16 protein-coding genes are annotated in these 17,782 nt (G+C 42.7%); all 16 read right to left on the reverse strand.

The annotated features are described in order from the left end of the window. Positions 1 to 15 precede the first annotated feature (15 nt). The 16 genes from hslO to RUMTOR_RS13640 all read right to left on the reverse strand — a co-directional run bounded on the left by hslO (position 16) and on the right by RUMTOR_RS13640 (position 17,781). Positions 16 to 891 carry an Hsp33 family molecular chaperone HslO gene (hslO, locus tag RUMTOR_RS07555; RefSeq protein WP_004846703.1) on the reverse strand — a complete coding sequence of 292 codons (876 nt, stop codon included), beginning with the start codon at positions 889 to 891 and terminating at the stop codon, positions 16 to 18. A gap of 114 nt (positions 892 to 1,005) precedes the next feature. Continuing rightward, positions 1,006 to 1,884 (reverse strand): class I SAM-dependent DNA methyltransferase, encoded by an 879-nt coding sequence (locus tag RUMTOR_RS07560; RefSeq protein ID WP_009243579.1) that lies wholly within the window; start codon positions 1,882 to 1,884, stop codon positions 1,006 to 1,008. A 577-nt stretch (positions 1,885 to 2,461) separates the two neighbouring features. After that, complete coding sequence (locus RUMTOR_RS07565; RefSeq protein ID WP_004846709.1) at positions 2,462 to 2,875, reverse strand: HEPN domain-containing protein; 414 nt, start codon at positions 2,873 to 2,875, stop codon at positions 2,462 to 2,464. Next, entirely contained in the window at positions 2,862 to 3,197 is a 336-nt protein-coding gene (locus RUMTOR_RS07570) for a nucleotidyltransferase family protein (protein ID WP_004846714.1), read from the reverse strand. The genes RUMTOR_RS07565 and RUMTOR_RS07570 overlap by 14 nt, the downstream gene beginning before the upstream one ends. A gap of 373 nt (positions 3,198 to 3,570) precedes the next feature. Next, positions 3,571 to 7,806 (reverse strand): InlB B-repeat-containing protein, encoded by a 4,236-nt coding sequence (locus tag RUMTOR_RS07575; RefSeq protein WP_416983982.1) that lies wholly within the window; start codon positions 7,804 to 7,806, stop codon positions 3,571 to 3,573. A 402-nt stretch (positions 7,807 to 8,208) separates the two neighbouring features. Then, on the reverse strand, positions 8,209 to 9,153 hold the full coding sequence (locus tag RUMTOR_RS07580; RefSeq protein WP_004846720.1) for an AEC family transporter: 945 nt from the start codon (positions 9,151 to 9,153) through the stop codon (positions 8,209 to 8,211). 56 nt (positions 9,154 to 9,209) lie between these two features. Beyond that, complete coding sequence (locus RUMTOR_RS12710; protein WP_004846721.1) at positions 9,210 to 9,377, reverse strand: AAA family ATPase; 168 nt, start codon at positions 9,375 to 9,377, stop codon at positions 9,210 to 9,212. 104 nt (positions 9,378 to 9,481) lie between these two features. Next, the gene (locus RUMTOR_RS07585) at positions 9,482 to 13,090 is read right to left on the reverse strand and encodes an ABC transporter ATP-binding protein/permease (RefSeq protein WP_004846725.1); all 3,609 of its coding nucleotides are present in this window, start codon (positions 13,088 to 13,090) and stop codon (positions 9,482 to 9,484) included. Positions 13,091 to 13,300: 210 nt separating this feature from the next. Further along, complete coding sequence (locus RUMTOR_RS07590) at positions 13,301 to 13,765, reverse strand: stage V sporulation protein AB (RefSeq protein ID WP_004846726.1); 465 nt, start codon at positions 13,763 to 13,765, stop codon at positions 13,301 to 13,303. Then, entirely contained in the window at positions 13,749 to 14,411 is a 663-nt protein-coding gene (locus RUMTOR_RS07595) for a stage V sporulation protein AA (protein WP_004846731.1), read from the reverse strand. Before RUMTOR_RS07595 ends, RUMTOR_RS07590 begins: the two co-directional genes overlap by 17 nt. Continuing rightward, entirely contained in the window at positions 14,383 to 14,568 is a 186-nt protein-coding gene (locus RUMTOR_RS07600) for a hypothetical protein (RefSeq protein WP_004846736.1), read from the reverse strand. The genes RUMTOR_RS07595 and RUMTOR_RS07600 overlap by 29 nt, the downstream gene beginning before the upstream one ends. A 76-nt stretch (positions 14,569 to 14,644) precedes the next feature. Next, positions 14,645 to 15,376 carry an RNA polymerase sporulation sigma factor SigF gene (gene sigF / locus RUMTOR_RS07605; protein ID WP_004846739.1) on the reverse strand — a complete coding sequence of 244 codons (732 nt, stop codon included), beginning with the start codon at positions 15,374 to 15,376 and terminating at the stop codon, positions 14,645 to 14,647. Beyond that, a complete protein-coding gene (gene spoIIAB / locus RUMTOR_RS07610; RefSeq protein ID WP_004846740.1) occupies positions 15,355 to 15,810 on the reverse strand; it encodes an anti-sigma F factor in 456 nt (151 codons plus the stop codon). The genes sigF and spoIIAB overlap by 22 nt, the downstream gene beginning before the upstream one ends. Beyond that, entirely contained in the window at positions 15,807 to 16,121 is a 315-nt protein-coding gene (gene spoIIAA, locus RUMTOR_RS07615; RefSeq protein WP_004846741.1) for an anti-sigma F factor antagonist, read from the reverse strand. The genes spoIIAB and spoIIAA overlap by 4 nt, the downstream gene beginning before the upstream one ends. Before the next feature lie 182 nt (positions 16,122 to 16,303). Beyond that, positions 16,304 to 17,626, reverse strand: coding sequence for a tetratricopeptide repeat protein (locus RUMTOR_RS07620; protein ID WP_004846744.1), 1,323 nt, complete (start codon positions 17,624 to 17,626; stop codon positions 16,304 to 16,306). A gap of 20 nt (positions 17,627 to 17,646) precedes the next feature. Then, the gene (locus tag RUMTOR_RS13640) at positions 17,647 to 17,781 is read right to left on the reverse strand and encodes a hypothetical protein (protein WP_004846746.1); all 135 of its coding nucleotides are present in this window, start codon (positions 17,779 to 17,781) and stop codon (positions 17,647 to 17,649) included. Position 17,782: the final 1 nt, after the last annotated feature.

Here is a 17,782-nt window from a genome sequence, read left to right on the forward strand (position 1 = left end):
GCCTGATTTTCTGCCTTATCTGCTTTTTTTCAGTAATTCTTTCAGCTCGTCTACAGTGTAATTATATGCTTCATTACAGAAATGACATTTTACTTCGATATCTTTTCCATCATCGATCATTGACTGAATATCTTTTTTACCGATGCTGATAATTGCCTTTTCGATCCGCTTCTTTGAACAGTTGCAATAAAATTTTGCAGGCATCGTATCTGTAATCTCAAGATCAAGTCCTTCTAATACTTGCGCAAGCATTTCTTCCGGCGTATGTCCATGATCGAGCATAGAAGTTACAGATCGGATGTTCTGAATATTTTCTTCCAGTTTGTTCAACACTTCATCTTCGATAAACGGCATTACCTGCACAATGAATCCGCCTGCACAGCGCACCGTATTGTCTTTTTCCATGAGAACGCCCAACCCTACGGAAGACGGAACCTGTTCTGACGTAGCGAAATAATACGTCAGATCTTCCGCGATTTCCCCTGTCTGAAGAATCGTCTGTCCTGAATACGGCTCTTTAAGCCCCATGTCTTTTATCACCGTCATTACGCCCTGTCCGAGCGCTCCGCCTACATCGAGTTTTCCGTTTTTCGGAGGAAGAATCACATTCGGTTCATGAACATAACCTTTGACATTCCCTTTGCTGTCCGCTGTCACTGTAAGACCTCCGATCGGACCGGAACATTTGATCTGTATCGTCAGCATATCTGTGTCATTTTTCATCATGCTTCCCATCATTGCTCCGCCTGTGAGCAGTCTTCCGAGAGCCGCCGTTGCGACAGGACTTGTCTCATGACGCTTGCGAGCCTCCTCTGTCAGTTCTGTTGTCACTGCCGCAAATGCGCGAATCTGTGCATTCGCCGCAGATGCTCTTACAATATAATCTTTCATCACTCTTTCTCCTGTTCTGTTTTATTTTATCATTACTTCATTCTATTTTCTTTTTGTCGCTTGCTCTGTTTATTTATCATGAATTTATCGTTATTTTATTATTACTCATTCTGTTTATTTTCCGTTTTCACGGGCGATCACGCATATCCTCTCGCTCGTATCGTTCGGCGTCTCTTTCGTATCCGCATCGTAAGCCTCTATAAATACAAGACCTGCACGTTCCAGAAGTTCTTGTATCTCGGCAAGCGTATACCCTCTTTGATAATGCGTCTCCGTATATCTCCGATATAAACTTCCGTTTTCGCCACCCTCTTCTTCTGAAAACATAGTATCTTCCAAGTCACCCGCTCCTTCTTCTGAAAGCAGAGCATCTTCCGAATCTGCCGTTCTTTCTGAGACATATGCATTTTCCATAGGGTTAAAATCTTCCGCGATAAACAGCGTCAGATCGTACTCGTTGATCTGTTCTTTCTCATAGTATCTGTTATCCCAAATAAAGCTGCACACGCCGCGGTCTTCCGCGATCGTACTGTCACCGATCACATCGCGGTATTTGTGAACAGTATTGAAGTCAAATAAAAAAATCCCTTTCGGATCAAGGTAATTGTTTACAAGTCGGAAGACTTCTTCCAGTTCGTCTGGTTCTGTTATATAGTTAACGGAATCGCAGACGCTTACGACCGCCCGAACGGTTCCGTACAGCTCAAACCCGCGCATATCCTGAAGCAGATAGAGGATATCATATCCTGACTCCGTTTTCTTTTCCATCGCAAGTTCTAACATTTCCTCCGAATTATCGACCCCTATCATATCGTATCCATATCCGGCAAGCCGTTCCGTCATCGTTCCTGTTCCGCATCCGAGGTCGAGCACGATCCCGTCTGTCACGCCATGTTCGCAAAGCTTCTCGCGGATGTGCCTCGCCCATTCGCCATAAGGAACATTATCCATAAATGTATCATAAACATACGCAAAACTTGTATACGCTTCCACAGTCGTTCCCTCCTATATCAACACAGCATACAAAAATCAGCCTATCAGCTCCGCCGCGCTCATCGTTCTGCCATTATAGAAACCGATCAGCCTGCGGTGATAAATCAAAAGCTATTTTTTGCTGTATTAGAAGTGTAACACATTTTACGGACAATTTGCACTGTAATTTCACAATAGAATGTTTAGAGGATAACAGAGATATTCTTCGTTGTCTGCATAGAGTCTTTTCGTATGTAGAAACAGTGTTTCATTTTCACAATCTTTACAAAAAAGAAGTTAATCTACAGAAATTGTTCGTTTGTTTTCTTTCATATCAAAACACCTTTCTTCTATGTATCTCATAGCAACAGTCTCCTTTTCTTTATTCTTATTTTTATATATCAGATTATAACACAAACGAAAAAGTGATACCTCCGCGCTTATGCAAACGATATCACTTTCTGTGTAGGATAATAATATATTATTTTGTCACAATTCTATAAGTCTATATTTATATATATCAGTATCTTCCAATACCCACAATGCATTTTGCTCTTCAAAAATCTCCATAGATATTTCATGAATGATACAAAAACGATTATCCCATCTCTTTCAAGACGTATTCTTCTATTTTTTCAACCAATTCTACTGCTGTGTCAATTTGTTCCTCAGCTTCTTCTCTAGTCGCTATATAGAAGTCATCATAATCGCTGGCATGTCGTATTTCTTCAGCCTCAGCAATTTTCCTTCCCAAAATTCTTGGGAAGATTTCTGTCTTGATATAATTTTTATTAAAATTTGCAAGGGCATCCTTATGCCTCTTATATGCGTTTCCATCTAAAGCATGAATAGCTGAAATAGCATGATAAATTCCATAATAGGCTCTGTTATTCGCTCCCCTGCATTCTCCTGCATCTAAAAGAATTTTTGCTGATTTTATATCACTTTTAGCAACTTCCAACCTATATAGAACCAAATCTCGCCTTGTACCTTTTTCATTATGCTGCGTCAAATAACTTTACCCCCTCACTTGCCACATTTGAATAAAACGGATACACTTCTACCCACTTATTAAAATGCTCTTGATTCTTTGCTATCGGCTTAATATCTACATCATAATCCATATTAAAATCATAGGTTGCACTAGATAACTCATGACGATACTTTTTAATGTCTATATCACTTAAATCCAAAAGCACCATAATATCTATATCCGAGTCCTTTGTATAATCGCCCCTTGCATAAGAACCATACAGAATAACTGTTTTCAAATGTTTTCCGTATATTTTACAGAGCACTTCAACATATTGACTCACTAACTCTCTTGTTGTCATAGATATACCACCTCTTTTACCAACTCTCTATTATTAAAAATCATACTTTCCAATACCTTAAATTTGTATTTTATGAACATTATCCTTTATTCCACGAAATCAATCGTTCATAAGCATTCATTTCAAATATCTATCCATTTTTATTTGCTCCACCAGTCAACCTTCTTATACTTATTATAACCGATTTTTATTTCTTTTCCTATCTTTATTTGATACCTGATTATAAATATGTAGCAGTTCAGCCCGCGCCATTCGTTATACAGAAAGAGACGCCGCATAGCGCGGCGCCTCTGGTTTTGTTTCATTTTTTGCTTTTTATCAAGACAATCTTTATGCTATCCGATCTGTTTTTCAGACTGTTCAAATATTCAGATTAGTCTTCTTTTTTGCGAAGAGCTACGACTGCCGCTCCTGCCGCTAACATCAACCCTGCAAGCGGAATGATCGGTGATACGCCGTTGTCTCCTGTCTGAACTGCTTTATCCTCATCCTTCGGATTCTCCGGTTTCGGATCTTCTGACACTTTTACAAAGTTTGCTTGCAGCTCCGCTGCTCTGTCAACCTTAAACTTGTACTCTGCTTTATCAGAAACTACTTTGCCGGCTACTGTCCAGTTCACAAACTTGTATCCTTCTTTTGCTGTCGCAATCGCTGTTACAATTTCGCCGTTTTCATAGCTTTCTTTTGCAGGATCAAGTTTTACCGTTCCCATCTTAGAGTCGTTTGCTTTTACTGTTATTGTAACCTTCTCTACCGGTTTTTCTGTCTTTTTGAAGTTCGCTGTCAGTTCTACGTTCTTATCTACTAAGAATTCATATGTAGTTTCTGTAGAAACCGCTTTCCCTTCTACTGTCCAGTTCACAAACTCATAGCCTTCTTTTGCCGTTGCTGTTGCCGTTACTTTCTCTCCCTTAGCATATTCTGCTTTGTCAGGATCAAGTTTTACTGTTCCCATCTTAGAGTCATTTACTTTTGCTGTTACTGTAAACTTCTCTACCGGCTTTTCTGTCTCTTTGAAGTTCGCTGTCAGTTCTACGTTCTTATCTACTGTAAATTCATATGTAGCTTCTGTAGAAACCGCTTTACCAGCTACTGTCCAGTTCACAAACTCATAGCCTTCTTTTGCCGTTGCTGTTGCCGTTACTTTCTCTCCCTTAGCATATTCTGCTTTGTCAGGATCAAGTTTTACTGTTCCCATCTTAGAGTCATTTACTTTTGCTGTTACTGTAAACTTCTCTTCTACCGGAGCTTTTGCTTTAAAGTTAGCTGTCAGTTCTGTGTTCTTTTCTACTGTAAGTTCATATGTAGTTTTTGTAGAAACTTCTTGACCGGCTACTGTCCAGTTTACAAACTCATAGCCTTCTTTTGCTGTCGCTATGGCTTTTACTTTCTCTCCCTTAACATATTCTGCTTTGTCAGGATCAATTTTCGCCTCTCCCATCTTAGAGTCGTTTACTCTCGCTGTTACTGTAAACTTCTCTTCTACCGGAGCTTTTGCTTTAAAGTTAGCTGTCAGTTCTGTGTTCTTTTCTACTGTAAGTTCATATGTAGTTTTTGTAGAAACTTCTTGACCGGCTACTGTCCAGTTTACAAACTCATATCCTTCTTTTGCTGTCGCTGTTGCTGTTACTTTTTCGCCTGCATTGTATTTATCTTTTACAGGGTCAATCGTTACAGTTCCCATGTCCGTATTGTTTGCTTTTGCTGTTACTGTATATGTCTCCGGTGCAGGCGGATCCACTTTTTCTTTCACTGTAATTGACATTACGGAGTGTGCTTTTGCCGTCAGCTCAAGATCTGTGCCTTCTGCCGTAACTGTTGAGTTTTCAATCGTTACTTTATCCGGCTCTGCCAAGCTGTTTTCATCAACGAAGCTTTCACCCGCGAGCGTCTGTACTTCTACTGTTTTTCCTGTCAGATCTACGCCGTCTACTTTCACGCGAAGTTTCTTATCATTTTCACGGTCTGTATTTACTACAGTTACATACAACGTTCCGTCATCACCTTTACTTGCGATTGCGGAATATGCTTTTGTTCCGTTTGCCAATGTTTCTACGTGTTCAAACTCTGTTCCGACTACTTTCGTTCCTTTTGCAAATGAGTTAGAGAATAACTCGAACACTTTTGCTGAAGGTGTTGAGAAGAAACGGAAGTTCCCTTCTCCTGTTCCCTGATTAGCGCCCGTCTGCGGTACTGCCTGGATAACCGCCTGCTGTGTAGGTCCAAGTGAGTCTGCACCACTACTATACCAGTCTACAAGACAGTGTTTCTGGATGTACGGACTACCGAGACGAACGTACTCCATAAGCACTTTTGCAATATATACTGCATGTGTCTGAGAACGAAGAAGCGGCGATGTAGATCTGAAAATACCATACTCAGATATAACCGGAACTTTTCCTTGCGGAAGCATGTTTACATAATTTTTAACTTTCTGAATACCTACATTTTCCGCAAGACGCATTGCCGAGTCATAAAACGCACCTTTGTCCTGATCCGCACCCGGATCTCCACAATATGGATGAATTGTCAGACCATCATAATAATTGTTCCAGTTACCTGCTGCCATCTTATCAATAAAACCTTTTGTTTCCCAACTGGAGTATACATAGCAGGATGCCTTTTCTGCACTTCCGCTTTTAGCATTGATTTCGTTAATCTCTGCCGTCATATCTTTCATCGCTTTAGAAACAGCTACAAATCCGTCTCTTTTAACTTTATATGTTACATAGATTTGTTGTCCCTTCGCCGGGATTTTACCATGTGTTCCGTCTCCGAAGTGGATTGATCCGTCTCTGTAGTCGATTGTCACTTTCTGGTCATTCGCTCCTGCGTTGTCAAGACTTTCTACAACCTCCCATTTATGATTGTTTCCTTCACCGTCAGTGCCTACCCATACTTCAACGCTTCCTTTTTGAACAGCTTCAAAGTTCTCAACCAATGTCTTTCCATCTTTTCCTGTCATCGGATTCGGGTTTGCATAACGCATGTAACGAACCTGATTTGCAGTTCCGTCACTGACAGATGCTGCCTTATTCCAGTCATCTTTTTTCACCGCATACTGTTTTGTAAAGCTTGCAACTCCACCTTCTACATACGCTTTTTCGGCATCCTGCGTTCCTATCATCCAATACTGCTGAGATGTTGTTCCATCAGTACCCGGTTGATTATTTTCATTTCCAATCTCAAAGTAACGTACGTTGTACGGCTCTGCATGTCCGTTTTCTTTTCGGATATCTGCCCATGCAACACCACCGCCCGGATTACTTCCTGCCGGAGCGTTCAAATACTCTACAAGATCTGCAGCATCCTGTGCCGAACCACGTCCGAAACCGTATACATAAACAATCTCTGACTGAACGTCATCACGATATGCAAAATCAGCAACTTCTGTCAAACCGAAGTTCGGAGCGATTCCACCCTGATTCGGATTGTTGTAAAAGCCATGGATCTGATTTACACGGTCTTCTTTATCCCCAATCGTATCTTTCCAACGGAACAGGTTCGAGATCGTTCCTCCCGGATAACGGATAGAACCAAATCCCGCATCTTTGTAAAGCTCTGTAAACTCATCTTTCATTTTCATTGTCGTGCTGTCAAAAGAACCATATCCGTTGAACGCATAACGGTGGTTGATACCTATTGTTCCTCTGTCAATAGAGCGCTCCTCTTTTGTCGGAGAAACTGTAAGTACAACTCCGACCTCAGCACGATAATTCTTCATTGCTTCTTCAAGAGTTTCAATCATCTCGGATATTTCAGACAACGGACTTTGAGAAGTTAATTTTTCCGCTTCTGTAATCGCTTCTTTCAAAACTTTCGCTTCTTCTACTTCTGCGCCCAAACTTCCCGATTCATCTAATGCTTTCGCCTCTTTAAGAGTTTCCTGTAACTGTGGGAAGAGCATTGCTCCTGCTTTTGATTCATAAACAGCTTTTGCCTCTTCTGCTGTGAGAACTTTATCATATACACGGATTTCGTCCACAAGACCTCTCATAGAAAGTGGGTCATTTCCTGCATTTTTATGACGCCCGATCAGAAGATCTGTCAACGCATTCGTCTCCGCATTACCTGCTGCTTTTTCCCCGTCAGACTCACCATTTACATAAAACGTAACTTTTTTCGTATCTGTATCATATGTAATCGTTACGTGCTGCCATTGTTTTGCATCAAATGTCTTGTCACTAAACACATCTGTCTGATTTACATATGTTGCATACTTGTTATCACTCGTAAACTGTAAGAACGTACGTCCAGCTCCATTCTGCTGCAGAAGAACTGTTTTTTTGCCCCCTCTGTCTGTAGTTGTATCATACTTAAACCACATAGAAACAGAATAGCTTTTCTCCCCTGTATTCATAATCTGAGGAATGGTCATCACACCCTGTGTGCCCTCTGTAAACTTCAGAGATTTTCCAAAAAGTGTACCGTCCTCAACCGAAACATTATCTCCTGACAATGTTCCCGCATATTTCTCCTCACCTTGTACATTCGGGACTTTCTTCTCATTCACATTCTCAAAGTCATAATACGCAATGAGTCCGTTATCAATGTTCGTGTTTTGGGGTTCATCTGCCGCCCATGCCAACGCCGGCATAGTGAACAACATGCTGCACGCTGTCAATCCGCACAACCCCGTCCTCCACATTTTCTTTTTCATACTTTTTCTCCATTCTACGATACTGTTTTTTCTGCTATTGCTAAACTGTCTTTTGGTTTTTCTCCTCCCACGAAAGACCAGTATTGTTTATATTCTATCATAAATTAATTTTTTTTAAAGTTTTTTATGCATTTTTCCTTATAGATTAGAGTAAAAACGGAATTTTTTATGATTTCCCGTAATAATATGTGCCTATTTTCGTTTGTTTTATGTGAGTTTTGTACACAAAACACAACTGATGCAATGCGCTCCTAATCTCACACAGATAATTTTATACTGTATGAGACCAACTTCAGGTTTTCCAAAGAGAAGCGGATACGAAGTTTCACTTTATAAGGAAACCATTCTTATTCATACCAAATTCATACTTTTTAAAATGAACAGCCACCCTGTTAATGTAAACGCACTGAATACTGTAGTCAGCATGACGACGCCTGACGTCAGCGTGCCTTCATGTCCCATATTTTTTGCCATAACATAGCAGCTTACTGTTGTCGCCGATCCAAGCATGACGAGAATCGCGATCAATTCTTCTCTGCGAAATCCGAGCATCACCGCAAAAGGCAGAAACACCGCTGTAAATCCGACAAGCTTCAACATACAGGCAGCAATGACAGGTTTGATCTTTCCAAGCGCTTTTTGAACATCAAAAGAAGCGCCGAGCGCCATCAATCCAAGAGGCGTCGCGACAGCGCCTATATTTGACACTGTTTTTTCTATTACATACGGCATCGGTATCCGAAGCGCCGACCAGAAAAGACCTGCGGCTATGCCGATTATGATTGGATTGGTCACGATCCCTTTCAGCGTCTTTTTCCATAACAACTTATCTCGTTTTCTTTGTTCCGGCTGAAAGAAGGACAGGACGACGACTGCCATCATGTTATATAACGGCACGCTTCCGATGATCATAAGAGGCGCCAGACCCGCATCTCCGTATATATTTTGGATGAATGCGATCCCAAGAAGCGCCGCGCTGCTTCTGTATGACGCCTGTATAAACTCTCCTCTTATTCCCCTGTTCTTCCATAATAACGAAAGTATACCGGCAAGAGCAATGCTTGCAAGAGTCACGAAGAAACAAAATAAAACGAATTTTAAATTCCACACTTTCTGAAAATCGACAGATGCAAGATCTTCAAACACAAGAAGCGGAAGCGGCACAAGAAAGACGAACTGATTCATTTTCGATGCAAATACTTCGTCGAGCCATCCGAGTTTCCGAAAGAGAAACCCAAGCGCCATTAACAGGAAAACCGGTACTGTCGCATTTAAACTAAAGATTAAATTTTTCATTTTTCTTCCACCTCATATCTTATCGGTATTTCTTTTTGTAATATGGCATCCGTTCTTTAGACAAAAGATATATTTTCTTCTATATTTTGAACAAAATATACCACCTTGCAAATTGTGCTTTTACCGGAAGCCTGAGCGCCTATAAATATCTGAAATTTTTTATTCAAATTAATCTGTGCCTCTTTTACCGGTCCAAAATTCTGTATGACAATTTTATTTTCCATAATCAAAAATCACTTCTCCATCGCTTTTATAGTTCATATCAAGATTTTCTATACATACACAGCCGCAAGCATTGGTTATCTGTCTTGATTGCTTATGCAAGAAATTATTCTGTCCGAAGGGCAGTTACAGGATCACTTTTCGCAGCTTTTTTAGACGGAAGCAGTCCTCCGAGCAGCGTCAGTATTACGCTGAGAATAATAAGTATGATCGCCGGAATTACCGGAAGAACCGCACTTACGTCATTCGTTCCTGCCAAATGATGGATCAGAGCATTTCCCGGGATCAAAAGCAGAAGCGTTATCCCGATCCCGATCACGCCCGCACACAAACCGATAATAAACGTCTCGGCATTAAATACTTGTGAAATATTACTTTTAGAAGCTCCGATTGCGCGCAGTATCCCGATTTCTTTCTTTCGCTCAAGAACACTGATATAGGTGATCACACCGATCATGATCGATGATACGATAAGGGAAATCGCTACAAACGCAACGAGCACATAACTGATAACGTCTATGATCTGTGTCACAGACGACATCAGCGCGCCGACCATATCCGTATATGTGATAACCTGTTCTTCTTTTCCTTGTTCTTCCATTTTTCTGTTATAATCATCAAGAATTCTGACGACTTCTTCTTTGCTTTCAAAATCTTTCGGATAGATCGAAATCGTAGTCGGCACAGCGAAATCAACATAACCTAACTGTTTGAGATTATTGTCATACGTCGCATTTTTCGCTGCTCCCATAGACATCATCAGTTCTGCCAGTTCCTCTCCTGTCATATTCATCTGAAACGCCTCGGCAAACGCATCTTCATCTACATGCATAGCATTTTGCAGACTGCTTCCGATCTGTGTCATTGCCTGTCCTACAGAAAACTGCAGTCCTTCTGCCATCTGATTCATAACCTGCTCCATAGCCGATGTGATCTGCCTCTCAACCGCTGTTCCTACGGCTCCCGCATAAGAGGAAACCGCGCCTTTCATATAAGAACCGAACGCGTCTGTGATCTGCTGTTCCAGACTGTCCGCGTCTACGATTCCTTTCATCCCGTCAGACAGTCTTTGCCGTCCGTCTTCCGTTTTTAAATATGCAATAAAATGCTCTCCGATCTTTGTCGGATCAGCCAGCCCGTTTTCCGCCACATAGAGAAGATACCCTTCCGTGAGCTCTTTTGAAAGCTTCTGAAGCTGTTCTGCGGTAATCTGAACATTACCTGCAATACCTCCGAAAATCTCATTTGCATATCGGTTCAATATCGCTTTCGCTTCTTCTGTCTGCATATATTCCGCCAAATATTCATCAAACTTAGACGGATCCTGATAGCCGTTTTCAACGATAAATTTTCCGTATCCTTCCGCTATTTCTTTCACCATTGCCTGAAGCTGTTCCATCGTCACGGACATCCCGCCGCCCGACTGGATGATCTCACTGATATTTCTTCGTATGATTTCCTGCGCTTTTGGCGTTCCAAGGTATTGTCCGAACTGTTGTGCAAGCGCAGAATAGTCCGCCTCCGGATGCGCGGCCGCATATTCTGCGTACCCTTCTGTCAGGCTTTCTGCCAGCGGCAAAAATCCTTCCGGCGAAACTGTAAGATCAAGGTCTCCCAGCAATTCTTCCAGATTCATCTGCGGCAGTTCGGGAAGCTGAACTTGAATCTTACTTAGATCTAACATTCCCGAAAGATTGACTGAACTTCCGGCAGAACGGAAAATCTCAGAAAGACCATCCGTTTTTTGCATTCCCGAAAAGGCATTTTGATCAAATGCAAATGCCCGGGCAAGTTTTTGTTCGTCGATCGTAATCAGAGAATCCATATTAACGTTGCCCTTTACATTTTCTGTCCCGAAATGTTCCCCTGTAAGAACGTTTCGTTTCGGATCTGCCTTCTGATCTTTGACTATTTTTGAGTTTTCCGCTTCTTCTGCGACATGTTTTGTCAATGAAGCGGGATAATTGATGCCTGACATCAAAGCTGCTCCGTTTGCATCTTTTACAGGCTGAACGATGCCGACGATCCGGATCGGCTCGGCATTTTTCACAACTTTGTCCATGTACGTCTGATCTCCCGAACGATCTTTCCACACATGATAACTGTTGTCATACTCATAGTAATCCGCACTGTTTACCAGTTTAAACTCTTTTCCGAGAATATCATCATATGTATAGACAGTTGAATCTTTCGGAACTTCGATCTGCTCTTCCTCGACGAATCCCGCAACCATCTCTTCCAGCTCCAACGGATCTCTTAAGCCCAGCGTGTACAGCAAAAGGTCGCTCATACCTCCGCCGGACGTCAGCACAAGCACGCATTCATTGTATGATTTCGGCCACCTGCCGGCTTTCACATCGTACTGATCTTTATACAGATCGGAATCTGCCGGCATCTGATAAAAGACGTCTGTACTCATCATCGAAGACATCAGACTGTTTGAGCCGACAGACGAACCAAGCCCTGCCGCCTCGAAAGAGCGGTCCGGATGTACCTGACGGACTTTCTCTCCGTCTTGCGCATAGATCTGCGGAACAACCTGATAAGAATACTCAACTGCATTTGTGTATTGATCGATCCGGCTTTCTTTACTGTCTAAAAACTTTTTCAAAGATTCCAGATCATTTGAATCCATTGTCGAAAACATATTCGTGACCATGTCGATCACCCATATATTTTCTTTTTCCCGCCGCTCTTTTGAAGATGTTCCCGTTCCCGCAGACACCGCTTTTACTTCTTCCGAATCTTCCCCGCCTGTCATCATCGAAGTAAAATCAAATCCTGTACTTTGGATCTGAAGCGGATATTGGGAAAGCGTTTCTCTTTCTATATTTTTTATGTAGTCATTCACTCCTGCGGACAAAGAGAGAATAAGCGCAATGCCGATAATTCCGATCGATCCGGCAAAAGAAGTCAATAATGTTCTCGCTTTTTTCGTCTTGAGATTATGAAAGCTAAGTGAAAGCGCCGTCAGAAACGACATGGATGATTTCCCCATATTTTTATGTTCCGGAACGTCTGCCGTTTCTTCATCCACATAAAATGCATCGCTGTCCGAACGAATCTTTCCGTCTTTTAACTCAACGATTCTTGTAGCATACTGCTGCGCCAGCTCGGGATTATGAGTTACCATAACAACAAGCCTGTCCTGCGCAACCTCTTTAAGAAGCTCCATCACCTGAATACTTGTCTCGCTGTCAAGCGCCCCTGTGGGTTCATCGGCAAGGAGGATATCCGGGTTATTTACAAGCGCTCTTGCAATGGCAACTCTTTGCATCTGTCCGCCGGAAAGCTGACTCGGGCGCTTGTGGATCTGCTCGCCTAAGCCAACTTTCTCCAACGCCTGTCTCGCACGTTCTCTGCGCTGCGCTTTGCCTACTCCCGAAATCGTAAGCGCCAGTTCCACATTTGCCAAAAGTGTTTGATGAGGGATCAGATTATAACTTTGAAACACAAAACCGATCGTGTGATTCCGATACGAATCCCAGTCCCGGTCTTTGTATTTCTTCGTCGAAATCCCGTTTATGATCAAGTCTCCGCCGTCATACCTGTCCAATCCTCCGATGACATTTAACAGCGTCGTTTTCCCCGAACCGCTTGGTCCTAAAATCGCCACGAACTCATTATCACGCAGATTCAGGCTCACTTTATCAAGCGCTTTTTGAACAAGACTTCCCGTCCGGTATTCCTTACATATTTCTTTTATCTGAAGCATACTGTTTTCGTTCCTTTCCGTGTCTTAAATCTATCGTCATCTTCCAAACAATATCTCATACACCCTATATGACAGACTTTCTGCAGTGAACTACCATTGTCTGAAGCCAAGGGGCTTCCTGTTTTCAGAATACTAAGATTAATGATAGTCCAAAACCCTGCCTCTTTCAAGATAATTTTCCTGTTGAAATCCCGCCTTGTCTTTCATCTTCTACCAGCCTTTTAAGAAAAACAATCCTGCTCCCAATCCTTTTCCTATGGCTGCGCCGATCACAAAAACAGACGCGTATCTGACGATTCGCGCGCGGCGCATAAAGATCGGAAAAACATTTAATATCTCCGCAAGCGCCATCGACCAGCATCCGACAAAAATCCCGGCAAAAATCCCAAACAGAACTTGTACCGCCCCGGACGCAAAAGACGCAGAAGCAAACGATACCGCATTCGGCGCAAAAGAGTAAAAAAGAAAAACGATATTTCCGATTATTCCGCCAAGCGCCACACATGTTTCATAGAAAAGCAATTTGTCTCCCGTGTGTGTCCGATCGGCAAAATCAGCGATCACTCCGAGTTCCACGATAAAAGAAAATAAGCCGCCTGCCACAGCCGCCCCTGCACTCAATCCGACAAGAGCCAGCACAAGCTGTTCCACGATCACCTCAGCCGCCTGTCCCATGAATACCGCCTCCTTTTCCGACATCGATCTCTTTTTCTTTTCTTGCCGCATTTTCAATAAGCGTTGTCTGAATATCGTTTTCATACACCCGCATCTGCACTTCCATCGGCGTAGGGTCTACTGTAAAACGGCGTTTCCCGAAATGATTGAAAAAGATCAAAATACCGATCATAAGCCCGGCAGAATATGCGATTTCCAAAATCGTTATGCCGCCCGGCTTATTTCCGGTGACAAGATGATAAATCTGATCAAACAGTTGCGTTACATCTACATCGTTATTAAACGCCATGATCGAAAATGCCGCCCCGCAAAATGTCACAGCCGTCACAAAGGCAGTTTTTGTAAGATGCCATGCATAAGACGGTGTTTTCTGATCTTCGTATGTTACGATCATATCTGTTTCTCCCAGATTCTGCACTTCCATATCCGGATATTGGCCGTGGATACATGCGATTATTTTCAGCACCGAAATCACACATCTTTGATTGCCCGTTTTCTTAAACTTCAATATTTTCATTGTTTTAAGCTTCGGAAGAAGCGACTGATCGGAGCACTCCATAGAAAGCAGATCTGCAAGTGTTACATCCGGCTTAGTCACCTCCACATCTCTATCACCTTTAATATAGAGCGTTTTCCCTGATGCCATCCGCACAGTCCTCGCTTTCTCTCCGGATTAAAAATCCTTCTTCCGAGTGTTCCTTCGGCATATTCATGTAATACACTGCTCCGATTACAACCGCCGCAAGCACGACAATCGACAGACAAATCCATACTTTTTTTCGTCCGTTTCCATCTTCCATCATATGATCCGACTCCTTTTCACTGCATTTTTCAGTAAATCCACTTCTTTTTACTGTAGTATGCTGCCTTTGCCGGATTTTATACGATTCTTTTATCTTCCTCCTTTTTTCTTAATTTTTCAATGATCCGTTTCTCGGATCTCGACACCTGTACCTGAGAAATTCCCATGATCTTTCCTACGTCGCTCTGTGTCCGATCAGCAAAATACCGAAGAAAAATCAACTGTTTTTCTTCTTCATCCAGTGTCTCGAGAAGTTCTTTGAGAACGATCAGATCCAAGATCTTGTCTTCTCTTTTCTCTTTTTCTTCTAATTTATCAAGAAGCCGTATCTCGCTTCCTTCTTTTTGATGAACCGGCCGGTAAATGGATTCAATCTCGCATCCCGCCTCCATCGCCTGTACAAGTTCTTCTCTTTCCACTCCGACTTCTTCTGATAACTCTTCTATTGTCGGATCGCGCCCCAGCGAACTGATGAGACGTTCTCTTGCCTGTACGCTTTTATAAGCGATCTCTTTTAGCGAACGACTCACTTTTATCATTCCGTCATCCCGCAGAAAACGCTTGATTTCCCCGGAAATAAGCGGAACTGCATAAGTAGAAAACTTTACATTATATGTCAGATCAAACTTATCGATCGCCTTAAGCAAGCCGATGCTCCCTATCTGGAACAAGTCTTCGCGTTCCGCGCCCCTTTCAAGAAAACGTTTCACGACACAGTGCACCAGTCCGACATTTTCTTTTACAAGCTGTTCTCTTGCCGCCTTATCCCCACTGTGTGACTTTCTGATCAAAGCGATTGTGTCGTCCATATATCTCTGCCTTTTCCGACTGCCTTTTTCATCCGCACCCGCGTTCCTTTCCCGAGTTCAGACTCTACTTCCACGCTGTCCATAAACGCCTCCATAAACGCAAATCCCATACCTGACCGATCCTGATCCGGTCTGGTTGTATACATCGGACACATTGCCTCCTCGATATTCTCAATTCCTTTTCCCTGATCGCACACTTCCACTGTAAATATGTTTTCTTCAATCATACATTTGATATATACTTTGCGTACTTCTTTTTCATATCCGTGGATAATGACGTTTGTCACAGCTTCCGACACGGCGGTTTTCACATCTGCAACCTCCTCTACCGTCGGATTCAACTGCGTCATAAACGCCGCTACCGCCACGCGGGCAAAGCCTTCGTTCGCCGACCTGCTGTCAAACTTTAATTCCATTTCATTTGCAGGTGTCATTCTTCTTCCTCCTCATAGATCTGCATTATTTTTGTCACCCCTGACAAAGTCAGTATTTTACGGATGCGTGCATTTGTATGCACCGCCCACACTTCTCCTCCGATCAGAGAAATCGTTTTATATCGCCCCATAATAACTCCGATACCGGAACTATCCATAAAATCTGTATTTTCAAAATCAAAGATCACGTATTTAATGTGATTTCGATCGATTAGTTTATCTGCCTTACGCTTCATCTCCTCCGCATTATGATGATCCACTTCTGCCGGAAGATAAATCGTCAGACAATTTTCCTGTACCTGATATTCCATCGCTTCGTCGTCTCCTTTTCGGCATCTTAAATTCAAAAATCTATATAATCACCGGAAGTGCCAAAAGGCACATTCCGGGATTGTAAGCAGTCGCCAAGGTCTCGGGCAAGCCCGGACTTTGGCTCGTTGCCTATACAAAAAAAGGACATGCCTCCCGGCATCTCCTTTTCTTTCGTAATGTATTAATTATTTTCATTTGTAATCTCATCAAGTCCGCTCTGAGCTTCTGCGGCATATTCCGAACCCGCGTATTTTTCTATCACTTTTTGGAAATAAACTGTCGCGTTTTCGTTATCTCCGCTTCCTTTATAAGCCTGCGCCAGATTCAAAAGCGCCTGCCCGTCGTTATATCCTTCGTTCATGAGCACAACTTTAGACAAGGGGTCTATCGCCCCTGCATAATCACCTGAATTCAGCGCCTGTGTTCCTTCTGCTAATTTCACCTCACACGCTCCGGGATAAACGGCAGCCGCTATCTCATCATACTTGACCTGTCCTGTCTGTTTCAACGTGTCTCTGCTAATCCCAAGAAGAGCATCTGCCAATGCGGCGTCATCATAATCATTTGAAAGGAACTGCCCTTCCACACTCAGCAGTTTTTCATAGCCTTCCGCTGTCTTTTGTGCCAGCTCGGCATTCGCCTGCGCATCTTCGCCTGAAGCTCTGTAATTGTCAAGCGTCCGCGTCTGAGCGCTGACCTGCGCTTCTAACGACTTGATCTCGTCTGCGTATTCTCTCATCTGATCGTTCATCCGCTCAGATCTGGACTGATTCACGGCAGGCGCCACAAGAAACCAGATGATCGCCGCTCCGATCGCCGCTCCGATAAAGATATTGGCAACCGCAAGCTGGGCCGTAACTTGTCTGAATCTGGAATGCTTCGGCTGTATGATCGTCTCGTTTCCAAAACTGTATTCAACCGCTTCTTCTTTCTTTTTCTCTTCTTTTGTTTTCTTTTTCCCCTTTTTTGTCAGCTCATGCATATACAAAAGAGTGATCTCATTCGTCGTGTCAAGTTTTCTCGCCGTCTTGATCGTCTGTCTCGCCTGAGAATACTGCCCCGTATGCAGATAGATCAAGGTTAAAAGCTGATACGCCTTTAAAAATGTCGGATGTGCCGCGATCACCTGTTTTAACTGAATCGCCGCCAGATCCTCCCCGTTTTGTCTGCAATATGTAAGACACTGATTGTATTTCTTGATCGCAAGATCGATCTGCTCAAGCTCCTTGGCGGACGACTGAACATTTTTAATGTAATAATCCGCAATGTTGTCCCGGGACTTTAAATTCTTGCTGATGATCCATTCCACAAGAGCTTCCGGCACTTCTCCGATCCCATAATACACGAGACCGAGAAGATTTCTCGCGGCTATATTCTCCCTGTTGAACTGAAGACTTTTCCGCAAAGACATGATCGCTCCCGACATATCGCGGATCTTCGCCTTTCTCAGACCGTCGTTATACCAGTAGTTTGACTGATATACGATCTTTTTCGTATATTCCATTTATACCCACCATTATCTTTCTACTTCTTCTGATCCATTACCTGCTTTAACAGATCGGTCATATCCGTCAAGTCTTCCTGATAAACCGCATTTTCAATATCATCCACTTCAAGGCTTGGCTTGAATTTTTTTAATTCTTCTTCGTAATCCAGCATT

Source organism: [Ruminococcus] torques ATCC 27756 (genome assembly GCF_000153925.1).
GTDB classification, from domain to species: domain Bacteria; phylum Bacillota; class Clostridia; order Lachnospirales; family Lachnospiraceae; genus Mediterraneibacter; species Mediterraneibacter torques.